Annotated in this window: 17 protein-coding genes; 10 read left to right on the plus strand and 7 right to left on the minus strand. The window is 34.9% G+C overall.

What is annotated here, in order from left to right; all coding sequences use genetic code 11:
* Window positions 1-72 precede the first annotated feature (72 nt).
* Window positions 73-1,503, minus strand: a complete 1,431-nt coding sequence (locus tag GWR14_RS23055) for an arabinose isomerase (RefSeq protein WP_163411499.1) — start codon at window positions 1,501-1,503, stop codon at window positions 73-75.
* Window positions 1,504-1,618: 115 nt separating this feature from the next.
* On the opposite strand from GWR14_RS23055, the gene GWR14_RS23060 reads away from it, so the two are divergent.
* Window positions 1,619-2,506 carry an AraC family transcriptional regulator gene (locus GWR14_RS23060; RefSeq protein ID WP_163411500.1) on the plus strand — a complete coding sequence of 296 codons (888 nt, stop codon included), beginning with the start codon at window positions 1,619-1,621 and terminating at the stop codon, window positions 2,504-2,506.
* Window positions 2,507-2,729: 223 nt separating this feature from the next.
* Here GWR14_RS23060 and GWR14_RS23065 read toward each other — a convergent pair whose 3' ends face one another.
* The 3 genes from GWR14_RS23065 to GWR14_RS23075 are packed head-to-tail and all read right to left on the minus strand — an operon-like array spanning window position 2,730 to window position 6,702.
* Window positions 2,730-3,074 (minus strand): L-rhamnose mutarotase, encoded by a 345-nt coding sequence (locus GWR14_RS23065; protein ID WP_163411501.1) that lies wholly within the window; start codon window positions 3,072-3,074, stop codon window positions 2,730-2,732.
* 19 nt (window positions 3,075-3,093) lie between these two features.
* Window positions 3,094-5,013 carry a glycoside hydrolase family 97 protein gene (locus GWR14_RS23070; RefSeq protein ID WP_163411502.1) on the minus strand — a complete coding sequence of 640 codons (1,920 nt, stop codon included), beginning with the start codon at window positions 5,011-5,013 and terminating at the stop codon, window positions 3,094-3,096.
* Window positions 5,014-5,049: 36 nt separating this feature from the next.
* Window positions 5,050-6,702: an alpha-L-fucosidase gene (locus tag GWR14_RS23075; protein ID WP_163411503.1), complete on the minus strand. Its 1,653-nt coding sequence runs from the start codon at window positions 6,700-6,702 to the stop codon at window positions 5,050-5,052.
* Window positions 6,703-6,938: 236 nt separating this feature from the next.
* Between GWR14_RS23075 and GWR14_RS23080 the strand changes: the two genes are divergently transcribed.
* From GWR14_RS23080 to GWR14_RS23090, 3 genes are all read left to right on the plus strand, one after another.
* Window positions 6,939-7,817: an AraC family transcriptional regulator gene (locus GWR14_RS23080; RefSeq protein ID WP_163411504.1), complete on the plus strand. Its 879-nt coding sequence runs from the start codon at window positions 6,939-6,941 to the stop codon at window positions 7,815-7,817.
* Window positions 7,818-8,160: 343 nt separating this feature from the next.
* On the plus strand, window positions 8,161-8,751 hold the full coding sequence (locus GWR14_RS23085) for a TetR/AcrR family transcriptional regulator (RefSeq protein ID WP_163411505.1): 591 nt from the start codon (window positions 8,161-8,163) through the stop codon (window positions 8,749-8,751).
* 57 nt (window positions 8,752-8,808) lie between these two features.
* On the plus strand, window positions 8,809-9,300 hold the full coding sequence (locus tag GWR14_RS23090) for an acyl-CoA thioesterase (RefSeq protein WP_163411506.1): 492 nt from the start codon (window positions 8,809-8,811) through the stop codon (window positions 9,298-9,300).
* A gap of 104 nt (window positions 9,301-9,404) precedes the next feature.
* On the opposite strand, the gene katG is transcribed toward GWR14_RS23090, so the two are convergent.
* Window positions 9,405-11,675, minus strand: coding sequence for a catalase/peroxidase HPI (gene katG / locus GWR14_RS23095; protein WP_163411507.1), 2,271 nt, complete (start codon window positions 11,673-11,675; stop codon window positions 9,405-9,407).
* A 276-nt stretch (window positions 11,676-11,951) separates the two neighbouring features.
* Between katG and GWR14_RS23100 the strand changes: the two genes are divergently transcribed.
* The gene (locus GWR14_RS23100) at window positions 11,952-13,028 is read left to right on the plus strand and encodes a hypothetical protein (RefSeq protein ID WP_163411508.1); all 1,077 of its coding nucleotides are present in this window, start codon (window positions 11,952-11,954) and stop codon (window positions 13,026-13,028) included.
* A gap of 58 nt (window positions 13,029-13,086) precedes the next feature.
* Here GWR14_RS23100 and GWR14_RS23105 read toward each other — a convergent pair whose 3' ends face one another.
* A complete protein-coding gene (locus tag GWR14_RS23105; RefSeq protein WP_163411509.1) occupies window positions 13,087-13,566 on the minus strand; it encodes a YybH family protein in 480 nt (159 codons plus the stop codon).
* Window positions 13,567-13,808: 242 nt separating this feature from the next.
* Between GWR14_RS23105 and GWR14_RS23975 the strand changes: the two genes are divergently transcribed.
* The 5 genes from GWR14_RS23975 to GWR14_RS23125 all read left to right on the plus strand — a co-directional run bounded on the left by GWR14_RS23975 (window position 13,809) and on the right by GWR14_RS23125 (window position 17,458).
* Window positions 13,809-14,177 carry a glycoside hydrolase family protein gene (locus GWR14_RS23975; protein ID WP_246236378.1) on the plus strand — a complete coding sequence of 123 codons (369 nt, stop codon included), beginning with the start codon at window positions 13,809-13,811 and terminating at the stop codon, window positions 14,175-14,177.
* A 79-nt stretch (window positions 14,178-14,256) separates the two neighbouring features.
* On the plus strand, window positions 14,257-14,865 hold the full coding sequence (locus GWR14_RS23980) for a glycoside hydrolase family 130 protein (RefSeq protein WP_246236381.1): 609 nt from the start codon (window positions 14,257-14,259) through the stop codon (window positions 14,863-14,865).
* A gap of 326 nt (window positions 14,866-15,191) precedes the next feature.
* The gene (locus tag GWR14_RS23115) at window positions 15,192-15,839 is read left to right on the plus strand and encodes a hypothetical protein (RefSeq protein ID WP_163411510.1); all 648 of its coding nucleotides are present in this window, start codon (window positions 15,192-15,194) and stop codon (window positions 15,837-15,839) included.
* A 79-nt stretch (window positions 15,840-15,918) separates the two neighbouring features.
* The gene (locus GWR14_RS23120) at window positions 15,919-16,491 is read left to right on the plus strand and encodes a hypothetical protein (RefSeq protein WP_163411511.1); all 573 of its coding nucleotides are present in this window, start codon (window positions 15,919-15,921) and stop codon (window positions 16,489-16,491) included.
* 7 nt (window positions 16,492-16,498) lie between these two features.
* Window positions 16,499-17,458, plus strand: coding sequence for a hypothetical protein (locus GWR14_RS23125; protein WP_163411512.1), 960 nt, complete (start codon window positions 16,499-16,501; stop codon window positions 17,456-17,458).
* Window positions 17,459-17,514: 56 nt separating this feature from the next.
* On the opposite strand, the gene GWR14_RS23130 is transcribed toward GWR14_RS23125, so the two are convergent.
* A complete protein-coding gene (locus GWR14_RS23130) occupies window positions 17,515-18,633 on the minus strand; it encodes a Fe(II)-2OG oxygenase family protein (RefSeq protein ID WP_163411513.1) in 1,119 nt (372 codons plus the stop codon).
* Window positions 18,634-18,758 lie beyond the last annotated feature (125 nt).

The raw sequence follows: 18,758 nt of genomic DNA on the forward strand, positions 1-18,758 counted from the left end.
GTAAAATTATGCTAATATTTGAATAATGCAATTTGAAAATTTGGATACTCTTTTTTGAAAAGATTAACTGATCTAACAAATTTTTACAACATCCATATTAAGAAATTTACCTAATTTATCGATTTTTTCAGCTATATGACCTATGCCTACAGCGCAGTGGTGTGCGGGTCCATAACTATTCCACTGATTTACAAACTGCCTTGCTCCTATTGAAAATTTATATCTGCTATTCGTGTTACCAATCTGTAATATTGGTCCGGGAACTGAATCACCTTCTGCCACAAGCATTAATAATTTTCCTCCTTTCTGTTCTACTATTGAAAGCAATGTTACGGGACCATTTTTTACGGACATTTCAACAGACAATCCTTTTCCAACTTTTCCATGGTATACTTTTAAAGGACGAACTTTAGTTTTTCCCTCTGCAATAGCAATATGACCCGGACCATCATGTCCCATTAGAACTACATCATCATTATAATCCATAGCATAATATTCTGTAAAAGAACCTCCGGCACCAAAACTGTCCATGATTTTCATAGCCTGTGCATTCTTAATCTCATATTCTCCCGCAACAGGTATTCCGTTTGCCGTTAAAAGTGAATTGCCTAATATTATGGAGGAAATAGCATCTTCATTTTCAGGATTGCCCGTGCCCTTATAGTAATATGCAAGTGAACCTAACTTATAATACGCTGCTAATTTATCTAATGCAACAGAAGTAACAGCTGCATCTTTAAGTGCATCTGGTTCACAATCGTCCTGAATATCAAATTTTTCTTTGAACAATTCTAATCTGTTTTTGATTTCAATTGGCGTCACTTCTTTTCGAAAAGCCACAAGTTCCTCGACCTCAATCAATTCAATATGCCCGCCGAAATAAGCGTATTGAAGCGTTAAATCAGTATAAATATCAAGCATACCGCTATAATAATGTCCCATACATCCCAACCTGTTATAAGCCATTGTATACGCCACTTTTGCTGCTTCAATCCATTGAGAAACTTCATCCCAGCACTGTGGATCATTTCTAAGCATTCCGGTTATTTGATGAAATTTAATCCCTACTCTGTTAAAAACATTCGCTATTTCCGGAACAGGACATGCAGAACAATGAGCAAGCCATTCTCCGGTCATCGCAGTCCTGTCTTTCATCGAATTAAAACTTTCATAATCAATAGCTGCTTCAGGAGACAAATTCAATATAATCACAGGAACTCCAAGTCTTTGCACCACCGGAAGAACTGTAGAGGATAAAGCATAAGTGCTCACATATAAAAAGACAATTGAAACATCTGATCGCTTAAACAATTTTCCTGCTTCGAATGCTTTATCTATTGAATCTACAAGACCTGCATTTACAATATTGGGATGGATAGCTCTTATATTTTCAGAAACTTCCCAGAGATAATTGTGAAGTCTTTCTTCTAAACCGTTAAACTGCGGCCAGTAAGTATCTAAACCTATCCCAAATAAACCAATACGAAAATCAACTGCTGCCATTATTTTTAAATTTTATTTTTAATTAAAATGCTCTCTGTTTTGCAAATATATTTAGGACGGCTGTCTTCATTAAATAACAAAATGATATATTAGATGTAGTTTTTGATAAAAGAATATGAACAATTATTTTAAATATTTACCCGTTAATAAAGACTTCAGCAGCTGGGGCATCAATGTATTGAATGCCGGTTATGGCAAAATCAATGCAGAAGTAGATTATCCTTCACAAGAGCATCCGTCTGATCATTATTTCAGCTGGGAAACAGGACGAATATTAGATGAGTTTCAGGTTGTGTATATTTCTTCAGGATGTGGTCTTTTTGAATCTGCATCAGCAGGAACTGTAAAAATAGAAGCCGGAAGTATTTTATTCTTATTCCCCTACGAATGGCATAGATTTAAACCTGTCGAAGGAACGGGCTGGGAAGAATACTGGATCGGATTCAACGGAAAACTTGCCCGCAGGCTTTTAAAAAAAAGCTTTTTATCTAAAGAAAATCCAATTCTGAATGTTGGTTTTCAGGAACAGATACAATCACTTTATATAGAAATTATCGAGCAGATAAAAAACGAATTTACCGGTTATCAACCACAGGTTTCCGGTGCTTTACTGCATTTAATAGGCACAATTTATTCTCTTAATAAACAGAAATCAATTAGATTAAATTCTAAAGACAATGATTTAATGAAAGAAGCAGTACAAAAAATTAGAAATCATATTTACAGTAGTGTTTCAATTACTGAACTAAGCAGCGAAATGAATATGGGTTATTCTTCTTTTCGGAAGTCATTTAAACAATATACCGGCCTGGCACCAAACCAATATTTATTACAGCTTAAAATTGACAAGGCAAAACTAATGCTCAGTACAACAAAAAAAACGGTAAAGGAAATAACTTTTGAACTGGGATTTGAATCAGCATCCTATTTTTCTAAAATTTTTAAAACAAAAACCGGTGTTTCTCCAGAGAGATTTAGAAAAAGTACTTATACAGGGAATTAAGTCTTTTTAATAATTTGTTTTTGATTTATTGAAATTTATACCTGTTGGGTGAAATTATCAAAAAGGTCAGTTCGAGTGTTTTTTGCGTAATAAAATGAAGCAAAAAATGTATTCATAACTGCTTTGATGATAAATTTTCTTGTTCTCGATACTATTTCTAACGAAAATCACTCGAACTGACGAAAATTTACAATCAAAAACAATTTGACTAAACGGGTTCTTGCTATACTAATTTATAAATCTGCTCCATGGGCAGCCATTTTTCTCCTTCTTTAGCTCCCGGAGGTGCCTGCTGAAATTTCCACATCAATTCTTCCCATTCCTGAACGTTTGGATTGGCAGCATCCATCATTAATTTGCGTTCAGGACTAAAGGTTTCATCTACTTCCATAATCATAAATAAGCGGTTGGCGAGGATGTAAATTTCCATGTCTGTAATTCCTGAATCTTTAATACTTTTTGTTATTTCAGGTCTAATATTATTCTTAGCATGATAATTTTTATACATTTCTATCAACTCTGTATTATCAATTAAGTCACAGGCATAGCATAGTCTTTTTGCACTCATAAATTACTTTAATATAGATTTATTTTTCCAGAACAGCTGTAAACCCGCCTCTGGCGAGACATTCAATGTTCAGCAAATCTCCTCTTTTTACTTTTTTGGTTTCAACAGTAAATGATGTATCTTTTTCTCCATCTTTAATTAGCTTTAATTTAAAAACACCTTTACCGAGAAAATCGAAGTTAATTTTTAATGTCTGCGATTGATCTTTGCCATTAAGACCTCCTAAATACCATAGTTTTCCTTTTTTTCTGGCAATGATAACACGCTCTCCCGGATAACCATCGACAAGTTTGGTATCATCCCAGCTCACAGGGACATTTTTCAGAAATTCTTTAGGTTCTAAAGGCAAATCATTATAAGCTTTTGGCGTGTCGGCAAAATGCTGAAAACCCGATTCAAAAACAACCGATAAGGCAAGTTCATGCGCATAAGATGTAATATGAGGATGCTGAGAATCTGAAAAAGTTACCGGAGTGTAATCCATTGAGCCAATTACGTTACGGGTAAAAGGGAGCGTTGCATTATGCGCAGCGGCCTTAGTGGTAAGTGTTGGTTTATTATTATACCATTCTGCTCCGTACACCGCTTCAGTTGTCATCAGGTTGGGATACGTTCTGGACCAGCCTCGGGGAACTGTTGCTCCATGAAAATTTACCATTAAATTATATCGGGCAGCATCTTTTAAAATATCTATGTAATATTTCATCATGTCCTGCTGGTCACCGGCAAAAAAATCAACTTTAATTCCGTATACACCAATTTTATTAAGCCAGCTAAATTCTTTCTCTCTCTTTTCGGATGTTAATAAATGATCAACGGGAGTTGGCTCAAGCCAGGATGTTCCTGAATTATACCACATCATAGGCTTAATACCTTTATTTTTTGCATAATTTACAGCATCAACTAAATTTCCGCCGTTATTCATCACATCCCATTCCCAGTCAATTAAAGTATAAGGCCATTTCATTGCTACAGCTAAATCGGTATATTCAGCTACCTTTTTATAATCTTTGGATCCGTGATTATTAGCCCAGTAATTCCAGGAAACTGCCCCTGGTTTTATCCAGTTAGTTTCTTTTAACTGATTTGGTTCACTAACATCCGTAATTAAAGTCGATTCGACAACATCAGACAATTTACCAATCATTATAGTATGCCATTGTGAATTCCATGGCAAATTTGTTTTAACTCCTGTTTGTTTAAAATTATCTCTTGGCGAAGCATAAGTTACTTTATACTCATTCGGATTCTTCAAATTACTCAATTTAGCAGCGCAATTATTTTCTGTAATATCTGCTTCAGAAATCAACATCCAGGCAGGATTATTATTTGATTTGAATAAGGCTGGAAAGCCCCATTCCTGCTTTTTGCTATTTGCTTTGCCATTCTCTGAAAAAGGAAAAAAATCTTCATACGACTCTGTGTATTCCTGTAACCAACGATTTGTACCAGAAGGAAAAACATAAGTTGTGGTTTCATCAATAATATTCACTAATGAATTTGTTTTGTCGATGAATTCATAACGAAATGCCACACCATCATTATAGACCCTAAAAACAACATTCAAAGGTTTCTTATTTGAATTCACATATTGAAAAACCTTCTCATTACCTAAATTTGCGCATACTTTTCGTTTGCCTGAAATCATTTCATATTTTTGGTTCACCTCTCTAACTTTAGATTCATTTACAAATTTCAGGTTATCCGTAAACTGCTGATCTTCCCTTAGAATTCCCATTGGCGAATTGGGTAATACTTCCGTATATTCTAATTTGTTTTTATACAAAATTTTAAAATATACTTTTCCAAACAAGGCATCAACTGATTCTTTTTTTAAAGTAACAATTACCTTAATTTTTTTATTTGGTGACAAAATTTCCTGAGCATCAATTTCAAATACGCAGGAAAGAAGCAGAAATATTAAGCAGATATTTTTCATTATTCATTATTTTCATTCATATTCGAAATTGACTATTTATGAAATAATCTCTAATGCATTCGCAAAAGAAGCCTCCGGTTTTTGATTTGGGAACCGAACTTCTAAACCATTATTATGTTGGGTAAACTGAAGCTTTTCTCCTGTACTCACCAATTTTACTCGTTTTATGCTTTTCGTATAATAACCAGCTTCCTTTCCTAAACTTTTAATCAAAACAGAACCGTTTTCCGGCCAGGCCATTACGGTAGCATAAAGCTTTTTATCTTTTTGAACAAAACGAATATCCTCTGATGTATATGGTTTTCCTTTTCCTTCGTTAAACCCCTGTGCTTTTAATGCTCCGGTACTTGCCTGCTGCGGACCTTCACCAAATATCTTCCATGGTCGTGTACCATAAATGCTCTCGCTGTTGACTTTCATCCAAACACCAATTTCTGTTACAATAGCACGCTCTAATTCGTCTATGCTTCCATCACCTCTTACCGGAATATTAAGCATCAAATTTCCGTTTTTACTCACCACATCTATTAGTGTATGAATAACTGTTTTAGCAGATTTATAACGTTTGTTGTTATAAACTCCCCTGTCATAATGCCAGTTTCCAATGCAAGTATCGGTTTGCCATGGCAAAGGTTCAATTTCATTACTTTGACCTTTTTCGATATCCCAAACTATAGCTTTTCGTTGCTGCTCCGTTAATATTTTGCCTGTAATAACTGCCTGAACTGTTTTGTTTTTCTTTAAACTTTTATTGTACAAATGTGCTGCTATTCGTAAACCTGCATCACTAACAGGCCATAACGGCAAAGCAGTATCGTCAAAATAAATCATATCCGGATTGTACTTTTCGATCAGATCAATTGTTCTGTCATGAAATTTTTCAGAATAAGCAGATGACGGTATTGAAGCTCCATCTGCCCAATCCCATTGACTGTGAACAGATGATTTATCAGAGGGTTTTGCACTTAAAGAATGATTTTGCGCATACAGCTCCTGAGGATCCAGACCTTCCCACCAGGTTCCTTTTCCGTCTGCCTTAGTCAGATTACCATCATAAGGAACTCCTGCTAAAGGACCGTTTTTATCTGCCCCCTGAGCAGTATCAAACCAGTTCCAGGCATGTGCAGCATGAACGCTTACCGCAAAAGGCAAATTCGCCTTACGGGCTGCTTTTTCCCAGCCGGCAATAATGTCTTTTTTAGGACCTATTTTAGTTGAATTCCAGTTGGGCTGAAACTTGCTGTCGTACAAATCTAAATTGTCGTGATGATTTGCCATTGCCATAAAATATTTAGCTCCGGCAGCTTTATACAAATTAACCAGTTCTTCAGGATTCCAGTTGTCTGCTTTCCAGATATTAATTACATCTTTAAATCCAAATTTTGAAGGATGACCGTATTTTTCGACATGAAATTTATATTGCCTTGAACCTTCTTCATACATTCCTCTACCATACCAATCTCCTGCTTCAGGTTCACACTGAGGCCCCCAATGTGCCCACATTCCAAATTTAGCATCCCGAAACCAGTCTGGTACCTGATATTTTTCCAACGAATCCCAAGTAGGCTGAAAAGGTCCATCAATTACAGGTGGAATATCACTAAATATACGTGTCTGACTCAACAATGGGGATAAATAAACTCCGGCTAAGGCAGACATACCTAATTTTAAAGCATTTCTTCTGTTCATCTTTATATGGTTTGTTGATGATAAATTATATATTTCCGATTTTATCACTTTCATGATTCATTCATTTCAATAAAGAAACAAATTCATAAATTTTTATTATCATATATATTTTATCAATAAATTTGATTATTGATTATTTTTTACAACTATAATTAACACAAATGTAGCACGCATAAGATATATACTTTTATCTAAAAACGATTTTTTATTACTCAAAAACGATTTTATAAATTATAATGTCAAAAAATATCTTTAAATATTCCTTTTCATTATTACACATTGATTATGTAAAACTCAATGACAACTGGAATTACTATAATGTTATTAGTCCTTACTATCGCTTATATTATATTGATGAAGGAATTGGCTTTATTTCTGACAGTTTCGGTCAATTGACTTTAGAACCGGGGTATTTATACCTCATTCCGAGTTTTACAATCTGTAATTTGAACTGTGATGAGTATTTGAGCCAGTATTTTATTCAGTTCTTTGAAGAATCTGCTGACGGAATTTCTTTATTCAACAATAGCAGAAGCGTAATGAAACTGCCTGCATCTGAAATTGATATAATCCTTATCAAAAAGATGCTTCAAATTAATCCGGGAAGAGGAATTAACCGGTCGGATAACCCAAAAGTATATGAAAGAGAGGCCTATTATAAAGAATACAGGGCGTTAAATGATGCCATGAAACCAAATCTTAAATTTGAAAATCAAGGAATTATCCTTCAGCTAATTTCTCGGTTTCTAAGCACAAAGGACTTTAAAACCAACCAACCGAAAATTTCATCTTCTAAAATACTTGATACGATGAGTTATGTGCAGATTAATTTAGACAAAAACATTACGGTCTCACAATTAGCTAAAAGAGTAAATCAAAATCAGGATTATTTTTCAAAACAATTCATGCTTCATACCGGACAAAGACCCTTAAACTATATTCATGAAAAAAAGATCGAAAGAGCGCAATACCTAATTGCGACCACCAATAAAACTTTTTTAGAAATTGCTTTGGATACGGGATTCTCTAACCTGCCTCACTTTTCAAAAATATTCAAACAGATTGTAAGCCTTACTCCGGGGGAATATCGGAATCAAATAACTCATTTGAATTAAGAGTCTGGTTTGCATTTAGAGCAAAATTAAATTAATTGTCAGGCGAAAACGAAGCACTTTAGAATTCATAAGCCTTCGACTTCGCTCAGGATGACACAGATGCCTTAAATTACAAATGATGTTTCAGCTTGCAATTTTACACTTTTGATCTTTTAAAAATGGTATTTTCGATCAATTTTAGCCAACGGCATTCTAATGAACTATTTACTTTGGAAAAATAAAGGTTCAAAATTAGGAAGAAACAAAATTTAAAAACTGTTTAAAAATAATTGGCATTAATCAAATACCGATCGGTATTTATCATTATATTTGTTCTGTATTATTCATACCTGAAAAGATTTCTATGAACACTTCTGAATATATTCTGGATAAAGTTGCCCCCATTTTTAACCGACAAGGTTATATCGGAACGAGTCTGAGTGACATTACAAATGCGACCGGACTTACAAAAGGAGCCATTTATTGTAATTTTTCGAATAAAGAAGATTTGGCATTAAAAGCTTTTCAGCTGAATGTTAGCCTTGCGATAACACCTTTGTTTAAACTCATTGCTGCAACAGAAGGCTGCCTGAACAAGTTATATGCCATCACCAATTACCAACGAGCTTACTATGATTTAGTTAAGGACAGAGGAGGCTGTCCAATGCTTCGTGTGAGTGTTGATACTAAGTTTAACAATCCGTTATTGTTTGAAGCTGCGCAAAATTTATCTGCGAGATTCACATCAGGTTTAACCAATATTATTCAGGAAGGAATCTTAAATAATGAAATTCTCTCTGATACTGATGCGCTTAAAAATGCCAAAATAATTTTATCTCAAATCGAAGGAAGCTCGCTGCTTGCTTTTATTCATAATGACCCGGAATTCATTATCAATGCTATGGACTTCATTGATTCGACTATAATAGAAAGCTTTAAAAAAGTTAAAAGTTAAAAAGAAAAAAATTTAACCCTTCATATACCGATCGGTATCTGAGCAATATATTTAACAATGGAAAGAATACTTAAAACCAAAAGAAAAATCAGATTCCAGGACTGCGATCCTTTTAATCATTTAAACAACTCAAAATATCTGGAGTATTTTCTAAATACCCGTGAAGACCAAATTGCGGAACATTATGATCTTGATGTTTTTCAATACATGAAAAAAACTGGTCTTAGCTGGGTAGTAAGTTCTAATCAGATAAGTTATATCAAACCTGCTTTTACAATGGAAACGGTCTTAATCGAATCGCAACTGATTCAGTATTCTGAAAACACACTCCTGGTTGAAATGAAAATGTGGGATGAAAACGAAACCAAATTAAAAGCAATTCTGTGGATAAAATTTATTGCTTTTAACCTTCAAACACAAAAAACAGCAAACCATTCGGAAGATTTGATGAAGTTATTTCAATCGGTTGTCATACCTGTCAATGAGCAGACTTTTGAAAAAAGGACTTTAGAAATAATTCAGAAAATAAAATCTGAGACAGCCGTATAAAATCCGAAAAGCAAATATTTCTTTTTAAAAATACAAGCCTTCATAAAAAAACAGAGGAGCCATAAACTGGCTCCTCAAATAAATTTCTTTCTATAATTAATTTACTAAATCAGATCAAATCTGTCTAAGTTCATTACTTTATTCCATACGGAAACAAAATCAGTTATAAATTTTTCCTGAGCGTCACTTCCTGCATAAACTTCAGCTACAGCTCTTAATTCAGAATTAGAACCGAAAACAAGATCTGCACGTGTTCCAATCCATTTTGGCTGACCTGAATTACGGTCGTTTCCTGCATAAAGTTCCTTATCATCAGACAAAGCCTTCCATTGCGTATTCATATCTAATAAATTCACAAAGAAATCATTGGTAAGCTGGCCAGGACGATTTGTAAATACCCCATTTTTACTTCCGTCAGTATTGATATCCAATACACGTAATCCACCTAAAAGCACAGTAAGTTCGGGTGCTGTAAGGGTCAGTAAATTAGCTTTATCAATAAGGAGTTCTTCTGTCGAAACTGATGATTTTGTTCTTCGGTAATTACGGAAACCATCTACCCTTGGTTCAAGATAACCAAATGATTCAACATCTGTCTGCTCTGAAGAAGCATCAGTACGTCCTGCAGAAAATGGCACACTTACTGAATGTCCGGCATCTTTTGCTGCTTTCTCAACTCCTGCATTTCCTGCCAAAACAATTAAATCTGCCAATGAAACTTTTTTACCACTTCCCTGTGCATTAAATTCTGTCTGAATGGTTTCAAGTTTATCCAAAACCACTTTAAGCTGAGCCGGATTATTGACCTGCCAGTCTTTTTGCGGAGCCAGGCTTATACGCGCCCCATTTGCACCTCCTCGCTTATCTGATCCCCTAAAAGTAGAAGCAGATGCCCATGCTGTTGACACCAGCTGTGAAACTGTTAAACCTGAATTTAGTACTTTTTCTTTTAACTGAGCAATGTCGTTGGCATCAACCAAAGGATGGTTTACTTCCGGAAGAGGATCCTGCCACAACAATACTTCCTGAGGAACATCTGCTCCCAAATAACGGGCACGAGGTCCCATATCACGATGCGTCAGCTTAAACCATGCACGTGCAAAAGCGTCTGCAAAATCATCCGGATTTTCAAGAAAACGTCTGGATATTTTTTCGTAAGCAGGATCAAGTCTTAATGACAAATCTGTAGTAAGCATCGTTGGCAAATGTTTTTTACTACTATCGAAAGCATCCGGAATAATCGGTTCTGCATTTTTGGCTACCCATTGGTGTGCTCCACCCGGGCTTTTAGACAATTCCCATTCAAAGGCAAATAAATTTTCGAAGAAATTATTACTCCATTGTGTTGGCGTTTTGGTCCAGGTCACTTCCAATCCACTCGTTATAGCATCAGAACCTTTACCGGAACCAAAACTATTTTGCCAGCCAAATCCCTGTAATTCTATACCTGCAGCTTCCGGTTCTTTATCCACGTGATCAGAAGGAGCTGCTCCGTGTGTCTTTCCAAATGTGTGTCCTCCGGCAATTAAGGCTACCGTTTCTTCATCATCCATTGCCATACGTCCAAAAGTATCCCGAATATCTTTGGCAGCAGCAATAGGATCAGGATTACCGTCCGGTCCTTCAGGATTTACATATATAAGTCCCATTTGCACAGCAGCAAGTGGCTTTTCTAAATTTCTACTATGAATATCTCCATCTGCATTATCATCAGAAACTACCGCTCCATGATTTTCCGGTACGCCTTCTGAACCATGATTGTAACGTTCATCTCCTCCAAGCCATGTTGTTTCTGCCCCCCAATAAACTGATTCATCCGGTTCCCAAACGTCGGCACGTCCTCCTGCAAAACCGAAAGTCTTAAACCCCATCGATTCCAAAGCGACATTTCCGGTTAATATCATAAGGTCTGCCCAGGATATTTTTTGTCCGTATTTTTGTTTGATTGGCCATAAAAGCCTTCTTGCTTTATCAAGGCCTACATTGTCAGGCCAGCTGTTAAGAGGAGCAAAACGCTGTTGTCCTGCACCGGCACCACCCCTTCCGTCATGTACACGATACGTTCCTGCGCTATGCCATGCCATTCTTATGAAAAGTCCTCCGTAATGACCAAAATCTGCCGGCCACCAATCCTGTGAGTCCGTCATCAGATCATGTAAATCTTTTTTCAAAGCTTCAAGATCCAGAGTTTTAAAAGCTTCGGCATAATTAAAATTATTACCCAACGGATCCGATAAAGAAGAATTCTGTCTCAGGATATTTACTTTCAGCTGATTTGGCCACCAGTCACGATTTTTTGTTCCTGAAGCTGCTGCTTTGTCCATGCTGCCATTATGAAAAGGGCATTTACTAATGTCATTTGATTGATTTTCCATAATTTATTTTTTTGATTTTTATTATTTAACGGAATTACGAATTTACAAACTAAACAAAGAGTCTTCATCAAGCATCTATATTATATCAATCTACTTTCATAGATAAAATCTATGAATTTAAAAAACTAAGAAAAACTATTGAATGCTACCAAGAAAGAATATACTTTATAAAAAGACAATCCAATTACTAAGATAACAAACTGAAAGATACGAAAAATACTTTTTTTATACCATTGATATTCACTAACTTGCATAGTAATCTTAAATTATTATACCATGAAAAAAATCTTTTTGCCTTTTTTAGTAGTTATAATAAGTTTATTCAATCAGCCTGTATTTTCCCAAACAGAAGAAGATACACCCGCATTAGGTTTGCCCGGGGACAATCTGGATCTTTATGCTGTATTATCCCTTTTTCAAAAATCTAAAACTATCGAAGAATTCGAAAAAAACTTAAACCTGAAAGAAACAGGCATTAATAATCTGGATTTGAATCTTGATAAAAAAGCTGACTTTATAAAGGTAGTCACAAAAAAAGATGGTAACGCTTTTACTTTTATTCTTCAGGTCAATGTCAATAAAAAAGAAACACAGGATGTAGCAGTAATATTAGTTAATAAGGATAAAAACGGAAAGGTTTCGCTACAGATTGTAGGTGACGAAGATCTTTACGGAAAAGATTATGTTATTGAGCCAGCTACTAAGGATACTCCTTCTGTAACTGCAAATCCTGCTTATACAGGTTCAAACCCTGTTACAGTTAATGTTCCCGCTACAACTACCGTTGTTGTCGAGACCCAGCCAATCGTACAATACGTCTATTCTCCTGCCTACGTTCCGTATTACCCTCCTTATTATTATGGTTTTTATCCTCCTTATTTTGCAGCTTTTACCATAATGGCAGTAGGTATTTATCGTCATAATAATTGGTATTATCATGGTGGTTATTACGGAGGTCACTATCACGGTGGAAACAATACTGTGATCATTAACAACCGAAATCAAATTAATCATTATAATAGTGAGAGAAACCGATCAAATACTGTTTCTAACAACAGAGCCAACGGAAGTTATAATACCACCAGAAATAATTCAACACGCCCATCTGCCGGAACTTCAGATCGCCATACCAACAGAAGTTCTTCATCTACCCGCCCTTCGGCAGGAACATCAGACCGCCAGTTTGGATCTGGATCAAGAGGTTCGTCTACTTCAACCCGTCCCTCTACAGGGACCTCGAATCGCTCTTTTAATACACCATCCAGATCATCAAATTTTTCTTCAGGACATGCAGGTGGTTTTGGAGGACGCACAGGCGGCGGCGGAGGTTTTGGAGGCGGAAGAAGACGCTAAAAACTTTTTTCATGAGGCTGTCTAAAAAGACAGCCTCCATTATTATTTAAAAAATGCCTTATTTAGCTACAATATCAGAAGCACTCATATCTCTCACACAAACATATTTGCCATCTCTTTTTTCAAAAAAACTCATATAATTTCCTTTATTAAGAAGTATATCCGTTGAATCTTTTACCTGAAAAGTTCCTGTTTCCAAAACCTGAACACCATCACTGGATACAAAAACTTCACCTGTTTTAAAAGATATCTTGTTTTTAGAACCCTCTGCTAAATCTGCTGTCAGAAATTCCAAAATAGACTCTTTGCCCACCAGCGGTTCAGCATTTGGATAATAAGTCACCGCATCATCTGCATAATAGCCAATGTTTTTAATTTTACCTTCATTGTAGGTTGCGGCAAACTCATCTTCCTTAGCCTGAATTTCTTTTTTTATTTGCTCTTTATCAATTACCTGCACTTCCTGTTTATTATTACAAGCCAGCATAAAAGCTAAAATACCTACTAGCAACACACCTTTTAAAATACTTTTTTTCATAAATTAAAATTTTAGATCCGTACCTTAAAATTAAATATAAAATTCAGAAAATCAGACTATTTGAATTAAAAAGTTTTAAAAAGTCAAATATTAAAGAAACCTTTTAAACGAAAATTTTATAAATATTCTAATATCATTATATAAAATATTCTGTGCATAAAAATGCTTTCTTTATGGTTATCATTCCTAATTACTCAATCTTTTAATTATATTACGACAATTAAAAAAACAACTAATTAATTATGAAAGACTTAGCACGAAGATTTTCCGAAAACCCGCTATTGATGCCTAAAGACCTGCAGCCGAGTAATCCTGACTTACAAATTATCAGTCTTTTAAATCCCGGTGTATTTCTATTTGAACAAAAAACATGGCTTTTGGTAAGGGTTGCCGAAAGTATTGCACAAAAAGAAGGCATTATTTTCTTTCCGTCAGTTAATGATTTAGGTAAAGTTGAAATCATTGAAATTCCGCTAAATGATCCTGATCTCGTTGCTACAGATGCACGAATAATTCAATATAAAGGACTTGACTATCTGACTACACTTTCTCATTTGAGGCTTTTTATGCAGCGACGATGGCATTCATTTTTATGCTCCCGAAGGTTATGACTCATTATTCGGTTCAGGAATACTGGAGCAATTCGGTATTGAAGATGCCAGGGTAAGTAAACTGGAAGACACTTATTATATTACTTATACTGCCGTTTCTTCCAATGGCGTGGGTGTTGGACTTCGAACAACTAAAGACTGGAAACATTTTGAATCAAAATCGATGATATTTCCTCCGCATAATAAAGATTGTGCCATTTTTGAAGAAAAAATCAACGGTAAATTTTATGCTTTGCATCGCCCATCAAGTCCGCAGATCGGAGGCAATTATATCTGGCTTGCAGAATCTCCGGATGGTATTCATTGGGGAAACCATCATTTTCTTTTGGGAACCAGAAAAGGCCTTTGGGACAGCGCAAGAGTTGGTGCCGGTGCTGCCCCGATTAAAACAGACAAAGGCTGGCTCGAAATTTATCATGGAGCAAATGCCGAACATCAATATTGCCTGGGTGCTTTTTTAATGGATTTAAAAAATCCTTCCAAAGTAATTGCAAGAACTCTTGAACCTATCATGATACCTCTGGAAAATTATGAACTTAGCGGTTTTTTCGGATATGTGGTTTTTACTAATGGCCACGTTGTAGAAGGCGATAAACTAACAATATATTATGGAGCTGCGGATGAATTTGTCTGCGGCGCTCATTTTTCAATCAAAGAAATTTTGTCTGCACTTGAAGTTCCTTTTTAATTAACTGTCTTCAACATCCTTAATCCCTCTTTGATCCTTACATTTTATCATATCATCCTGAGCTCATTCGGCTTTGTTCAGGATAAACTTCGTCGAAGATTTTTTAACTGAATCAGGCTTCGACTCTGCTCAGCCTGACATCTATTTTTAATCTCACCTAGAAAGGCTAATCTTAGTTTTTATAAAAGGGGAAAAACACCCGTATAAAAAGGGCTATTACACTCTTTACCAAAGTTTTAAACAAAAGTACTTTTACTTAAAATACAACATTTAAAATGGAGGAAGCCGAAAAGCCAAAAAGAGTAGGTTTATAAAAAACTAGAATTATGAAAACAAAAACACTATTAATTATTGGTGTTATAGCCTTTGGGTTGATATTATTTTCCCAATGCAAACCCAATAAAATGCTCGTCTACAACGACAATGGAAATTATTTAGTCGATAATAATTTCCTGATCAAAGATGTTAAGGAAATGTCTAAAGCAGATATCGACGGACTTATCGCACTTGATAAAGAATACACCAAATTTGGAGGCGCCGGTTTTCTGAATTACATTGTCCATACACAAAGAATCCAGCACATTACCCGAATTCAAAACTGGGATAAGCTGACAAAATTCACAAAACTGAATGTCATTCATAAAGGCTGTTTTGAAAGAGCAGATATTGATTGGAACTCTTTTGGGGACATCAAAGTAAGACTTGATAAAATATTATCAAAATACAAATATGCTTCTCTGGATGGAAATATTGGAATTGAAGCCAATAAAATTGTGATCAGTGCTACCAAATTGTCTGAGAAAGATGTTAGTAATTTTAGCAGGCTGTCCGTTGTTGGTATTGACGAAAACAATATCTGTAATGACTACATGGGTACAAAAGCCTTTAGCAGAGTGCTAACCAGAACTACCAAAATAGCTATTGATAAAAACCTAAATCAACAAGTTATCAATGTCATCAAACAATATCAATAACTACTAAAAACAAGGTCAGACAATAAAAGTTTGTCCTTGTTTTTTTAATGAAAAAGAGTTTCAATCAAATACATTAAAAATGAAAAGAAAATGGCAGCTTTTTGGAATATTCCTTTTACTCTTTCTGGTGTTTACCATTGGACTAAAAGGAACTTTTGATGGTTATTACGGTTTTTATTATGACAAGGAAGAATATAAAAAACCATTTGTTTATGAGCTTTCAAACATAATTACAGAATTTGAACCAGTGAGTATATTTACTGCGTATACAGGTTTTGATACCGGATATGGCTTTTTTGCGCCCAATGTCGCCAGTGATTTTATATTGCTTTTTGAATTGCAGGATGCCGAAGGAAATGTTTTGGAAGAACGAATTATGCCGGAATTGAAGAGTAAGGAAAGCATCGTTCGGTACACTTCTGTTTTTAATATGTTTATGGATAAAGTGGTTGCTTCCAAAAAGAAAAATGAATCTCAATACCATCAATACCTGGATGTTGTACTGAAACAAATTGCAAAAAGTGTACTTAAGGAAAACTATGGAGCAGCTAAATGTACTGCCAAACTTTATTTATACGATTACCCTACTTTAGAACGATACAAAAAGGGAGAAAAAACAGATAACCTTATTTTAGTTAGTCAAATAAAATAAACCAATTATGAAAAAAGTCACCATCTTATATAAAAAGGTCGAAGATTTCTTTTTTGTTACAAAAGGAAACTCTGAGTTTCTCGGTTTTTTCAGAATTTCAATAGGAACAATGGTACTATTCCATTTTCTAGCAATCATAAGCGATTTTGATACGTTTTTTTCCAGTAAGAGTATTATTCCGCAAGATATAATGTCTGTTTTTCATCCTGGCTGGCTGCTTACTTTTTCAAAAATAACTTCTTTTTTCGAATCCATTGGAGTTTCAGAAAATACGGTAATCTTAGGAGCTAAAACAATGTTTATCATGTTATGTATTAACATTATAATAGGTTTTTATTCCCGGTTTAGTTCTTTTCTGTTACTAATTTTGCAGGTTTCTTTATTGAAAGGAAGTTCATTTTTTATCTATGGAGTTGATTTTTTTACCAGCATGTCGTTGTTTTATCTGATTTTACTTCCTTCGGATACATATTGTTCAGTTCTGCATTTTATTTTTAAAAAGAACACCAAAGTAGTAAACTTTATGCCTGTTAAAAGAATGTTTCAAATCCATATTAGTATAGCTTATTTCTTTTCGGGATTTGATAAATTATTGGGGTATAACTGGCGAAATGGTGAATCTATCTGGAAAGCCATACATTTGCCTTATGCCAACAGGGATTTTAATTTTGATTTTTCGTGGATGGCAGATCATTCATACTTATTAATTTTTATTGGCTGGGCAACTATTATCATCGAGATGCTGTATCCGGTTTTTGTCTGGATTCCTAAAACACAAAAAACATGGATAATGCTTACTATCTCTATGCATTTGGGAATTGCCTTGGTATTGAATCTCTATTATTTTTCGGCCATTATGATTATCTGGAATCTTACTAATTTTAATTTTGAAAACGAATCCGTTGCTATAAAATCTCCAGTTTTTGAACGTAGGTTTTATAAAAAATCCAGTTCAGTAGAAATATAGAAATTAATAAAGGATGAGCAATATTAACTCATCCTTTATTTTTTTACTGTGATTCCCTAATCGAGATCAAATATTTTTCCTAAATGCTCTTCCATAATAAAATAAGGATTATCGGTCTGGGTAACAGATCTAATGTGAATCAGACTTGTTTTGCTCATCATTCTAAGCATTTGTCTTCGTTCACATTTTATGATTTCACCATTTTCTATTCGTTGACCGGCAACAAAAGCACTTCGTCCGTGTGCGCACAAATGATTGTTTACAAAAATAAGATCTCCTGAATTTGGAATATAGTCGCTATTAATCAGTGTTTTTGCTTCATCCCAAAAATCCATCAAATTATTAAGAGCTTCTGATGTTTGTCCTGCATTTTCATTGAAAATTTGTTCAGCAGCATCAAAACGAATAAAAGGAAGTTCCCTGTTTCCATACAAAACAGAAGCTAAAGGTGCAGAATCTGAAGTGTCTTCATCTTCGTAATTAGCATCTTTTGGACACTGATAAATAGGTTCAAATAGCTTTTCCATTACAGCATTAACCTCTCCATGTGAACGAATAGAATACAAAGTGGATGGCACTCTTTCTTCATTTCTCAGATAAAGAAAACTTAAAAAATCAGCCTGATGAGACAAAAAAGCATCCTCTGTGTGTACATATAAATCAGTCTTAGATCCCGATCCCGTCTGTGTCATGGACATTTTTTCATCCGGAATTACAGCATGCAAAAGTCCTCCACCCTTTCTCTGAGCATAATATTGTACAGGTTTAGAAGGCACGGCTCCGTGAAGCAAAGAACATATAAAACCATACTTATTTAATTTTCCGTAATCTGCTCCCTGCCAGTTTAGAGGAGTCGGCCCCAAATCGTCCTGATCGATTTCTAAAAGCCCTTTAAATACGATTGCACCATATTGTCCAGCCGAAAAATCGGTACCAAACTGACTTAAAATTCGGGTAATTCGTTCCGGCAATAATTGAAAAGCATGAAGATGGAGAGAAGATATGTATTCAGGATTTTCATAACTCCCAAATGCTTTTACCAAAAGGTTACCAACATTTGATAAAATATTTCTTTCCTGAGGAGTTATTTCTATTATTAATGGTTTTGTAGGAATATCAAAAGACAATGGTTCATTAGTAGGCCTTTCAATTGAAAGAATTGATTGTGATTTCATTATTTAATCCGTTTTTTAGGTTATTAAAATACAATTGAAACATTAAACACAATGCACTAAAAATAAGCATTATATAAAATTAAATCTGGAACACTTAATTTATTTATGTACGGGCATTCGTATAA

This window comes from Flavobacterium ajazii (genome assembly GCF_010614725.1).
Lineage (GTDB): Bacteria > Bacteroidota > Bacteroidia > Flavobacteriales > Flavobacteriaceae > Flavobacterium > Flavobacterium ajazii.

What these genes read in the sequence shown, in the direction of transcription:
- GWR14_RS23055 (WP_163411499.1), bottom strand. Translation starts at nt 1,503, where the DNA reads ATGGCAGCAGTTGATTTTCGTATTGGTTTATTTGGGATAGGTTTAGAT.
- GWR14_RS23060 (WP_163411500.1), top strand. Translation starts at nt 1,619, where the DNA reads ATGAACAATTATTTTAAATATTTACCCGTTAATAAAGACTTCAGCAGC.
- GWR14_RS23065 (WP_163411501.1), bottom strand. Translation starts at nt 3,074, where the DNA reads ATGAGTGCAAAAAGACTATGCTATGCCTGTGACTTAATTGATAATACA.
- GWR14_RS23070 (WP_163411502.1), bottom strand. Translation starts at nt 5,013, where the DNA reads ATGAAAAATATCTGCTTAATATTTCTGCTTCTTTCCTGCGTATTTGAA.
- GWR14_RS23075 (WP_163411503.1), bottom strand. Translation starts at nt 6,702, where the DNA reads ATGAACAGAAGAAATGCTTTAAAATTAGGTATGTCTGCCTTAGCCGGA.
- GWR14_RS23080 (WP_163411504.1), top strand. Translation starts at nt 6,939, where the DNA reads ATGTCAAAAAATATCTTTAAATATTCCTTTTCATTATTACACATTGAT.
- GWR14_RS23085 (WP_163411505.1), top strand. Translation starts at nt 8,161, where the DNA reads ATGAACACTTCTGAATATATTCTGGATAAAGTTGCCCCCATTTTTAAC.
- GWR14_RS23090 (WP_163411506.1), top strand. Translation starts at nt 8,809, where the DNA reads ATGGAAAGAATACTTAAAACCAAAAGAAAAATCAGATTCCAGGACTGC.
- katG (WP_163411507.1), bottom strand. Translation starts at nt 11,675, where the DNA reads ATGGAAAATCAATCAAATGACATTAGTAAATGCCCTTTTCATAATGGC.
- GWR14_RS23100 (WP_163411508.1), top strand. Translation starts at nt 11,952, where the DNA reads ATGAAAAAAATCTTTTTGCCTTTTTTAGTAGTTATAATAAGTTTATTC.
- GWR14_RS23105 (WP_163411509.1), bottom strand. Translation starts at nt 13,566, where the DNA reads ATGAAAAAAAGTATTTTAAAAGGTGTGTTGCTAGTAGGTATTTTAGCT.
- GWR14_RS23975 (WP_246236378.1), top strand. Translation starts at nt 13,809, where the DNA reads ATGAAAGACTTAGCACGAAGATTTTCCGAAAACCCGCTATTGATGCCT.
- GWR14_RS23115 (WP_163411510.1), top strand. Translation starts at nt 15,192, where the DNA reads ATGAAAACAAAAACACTATTAATTATTGGTGTTATAGCCTTTGGGTTG.
- GWR14_RS23120 (WP_163411511.1), top strand. Translation starts at nt 15,919, where the DNA reads ATGAAAAGAAAATGGCAGCTTTTTGGAATATTCCTTTTACTCTTTCTG.
- GWR14_RS23125 (WP_163411512.1), top strand. Translation starts at nt 16,499, where the DNA reads ATGAAAAAAGTCACCATCTTATATAAAAAGGTCGAAGATTTCTTTTTT.
- GWR14_RS23130 (WP_163411513.1), bottom strand. Translation starts at nt 18,633, where the DNA reads ATGAAATCACAATCAATTCTTTCAATTGAAAGGCCTACTAATGAACCA.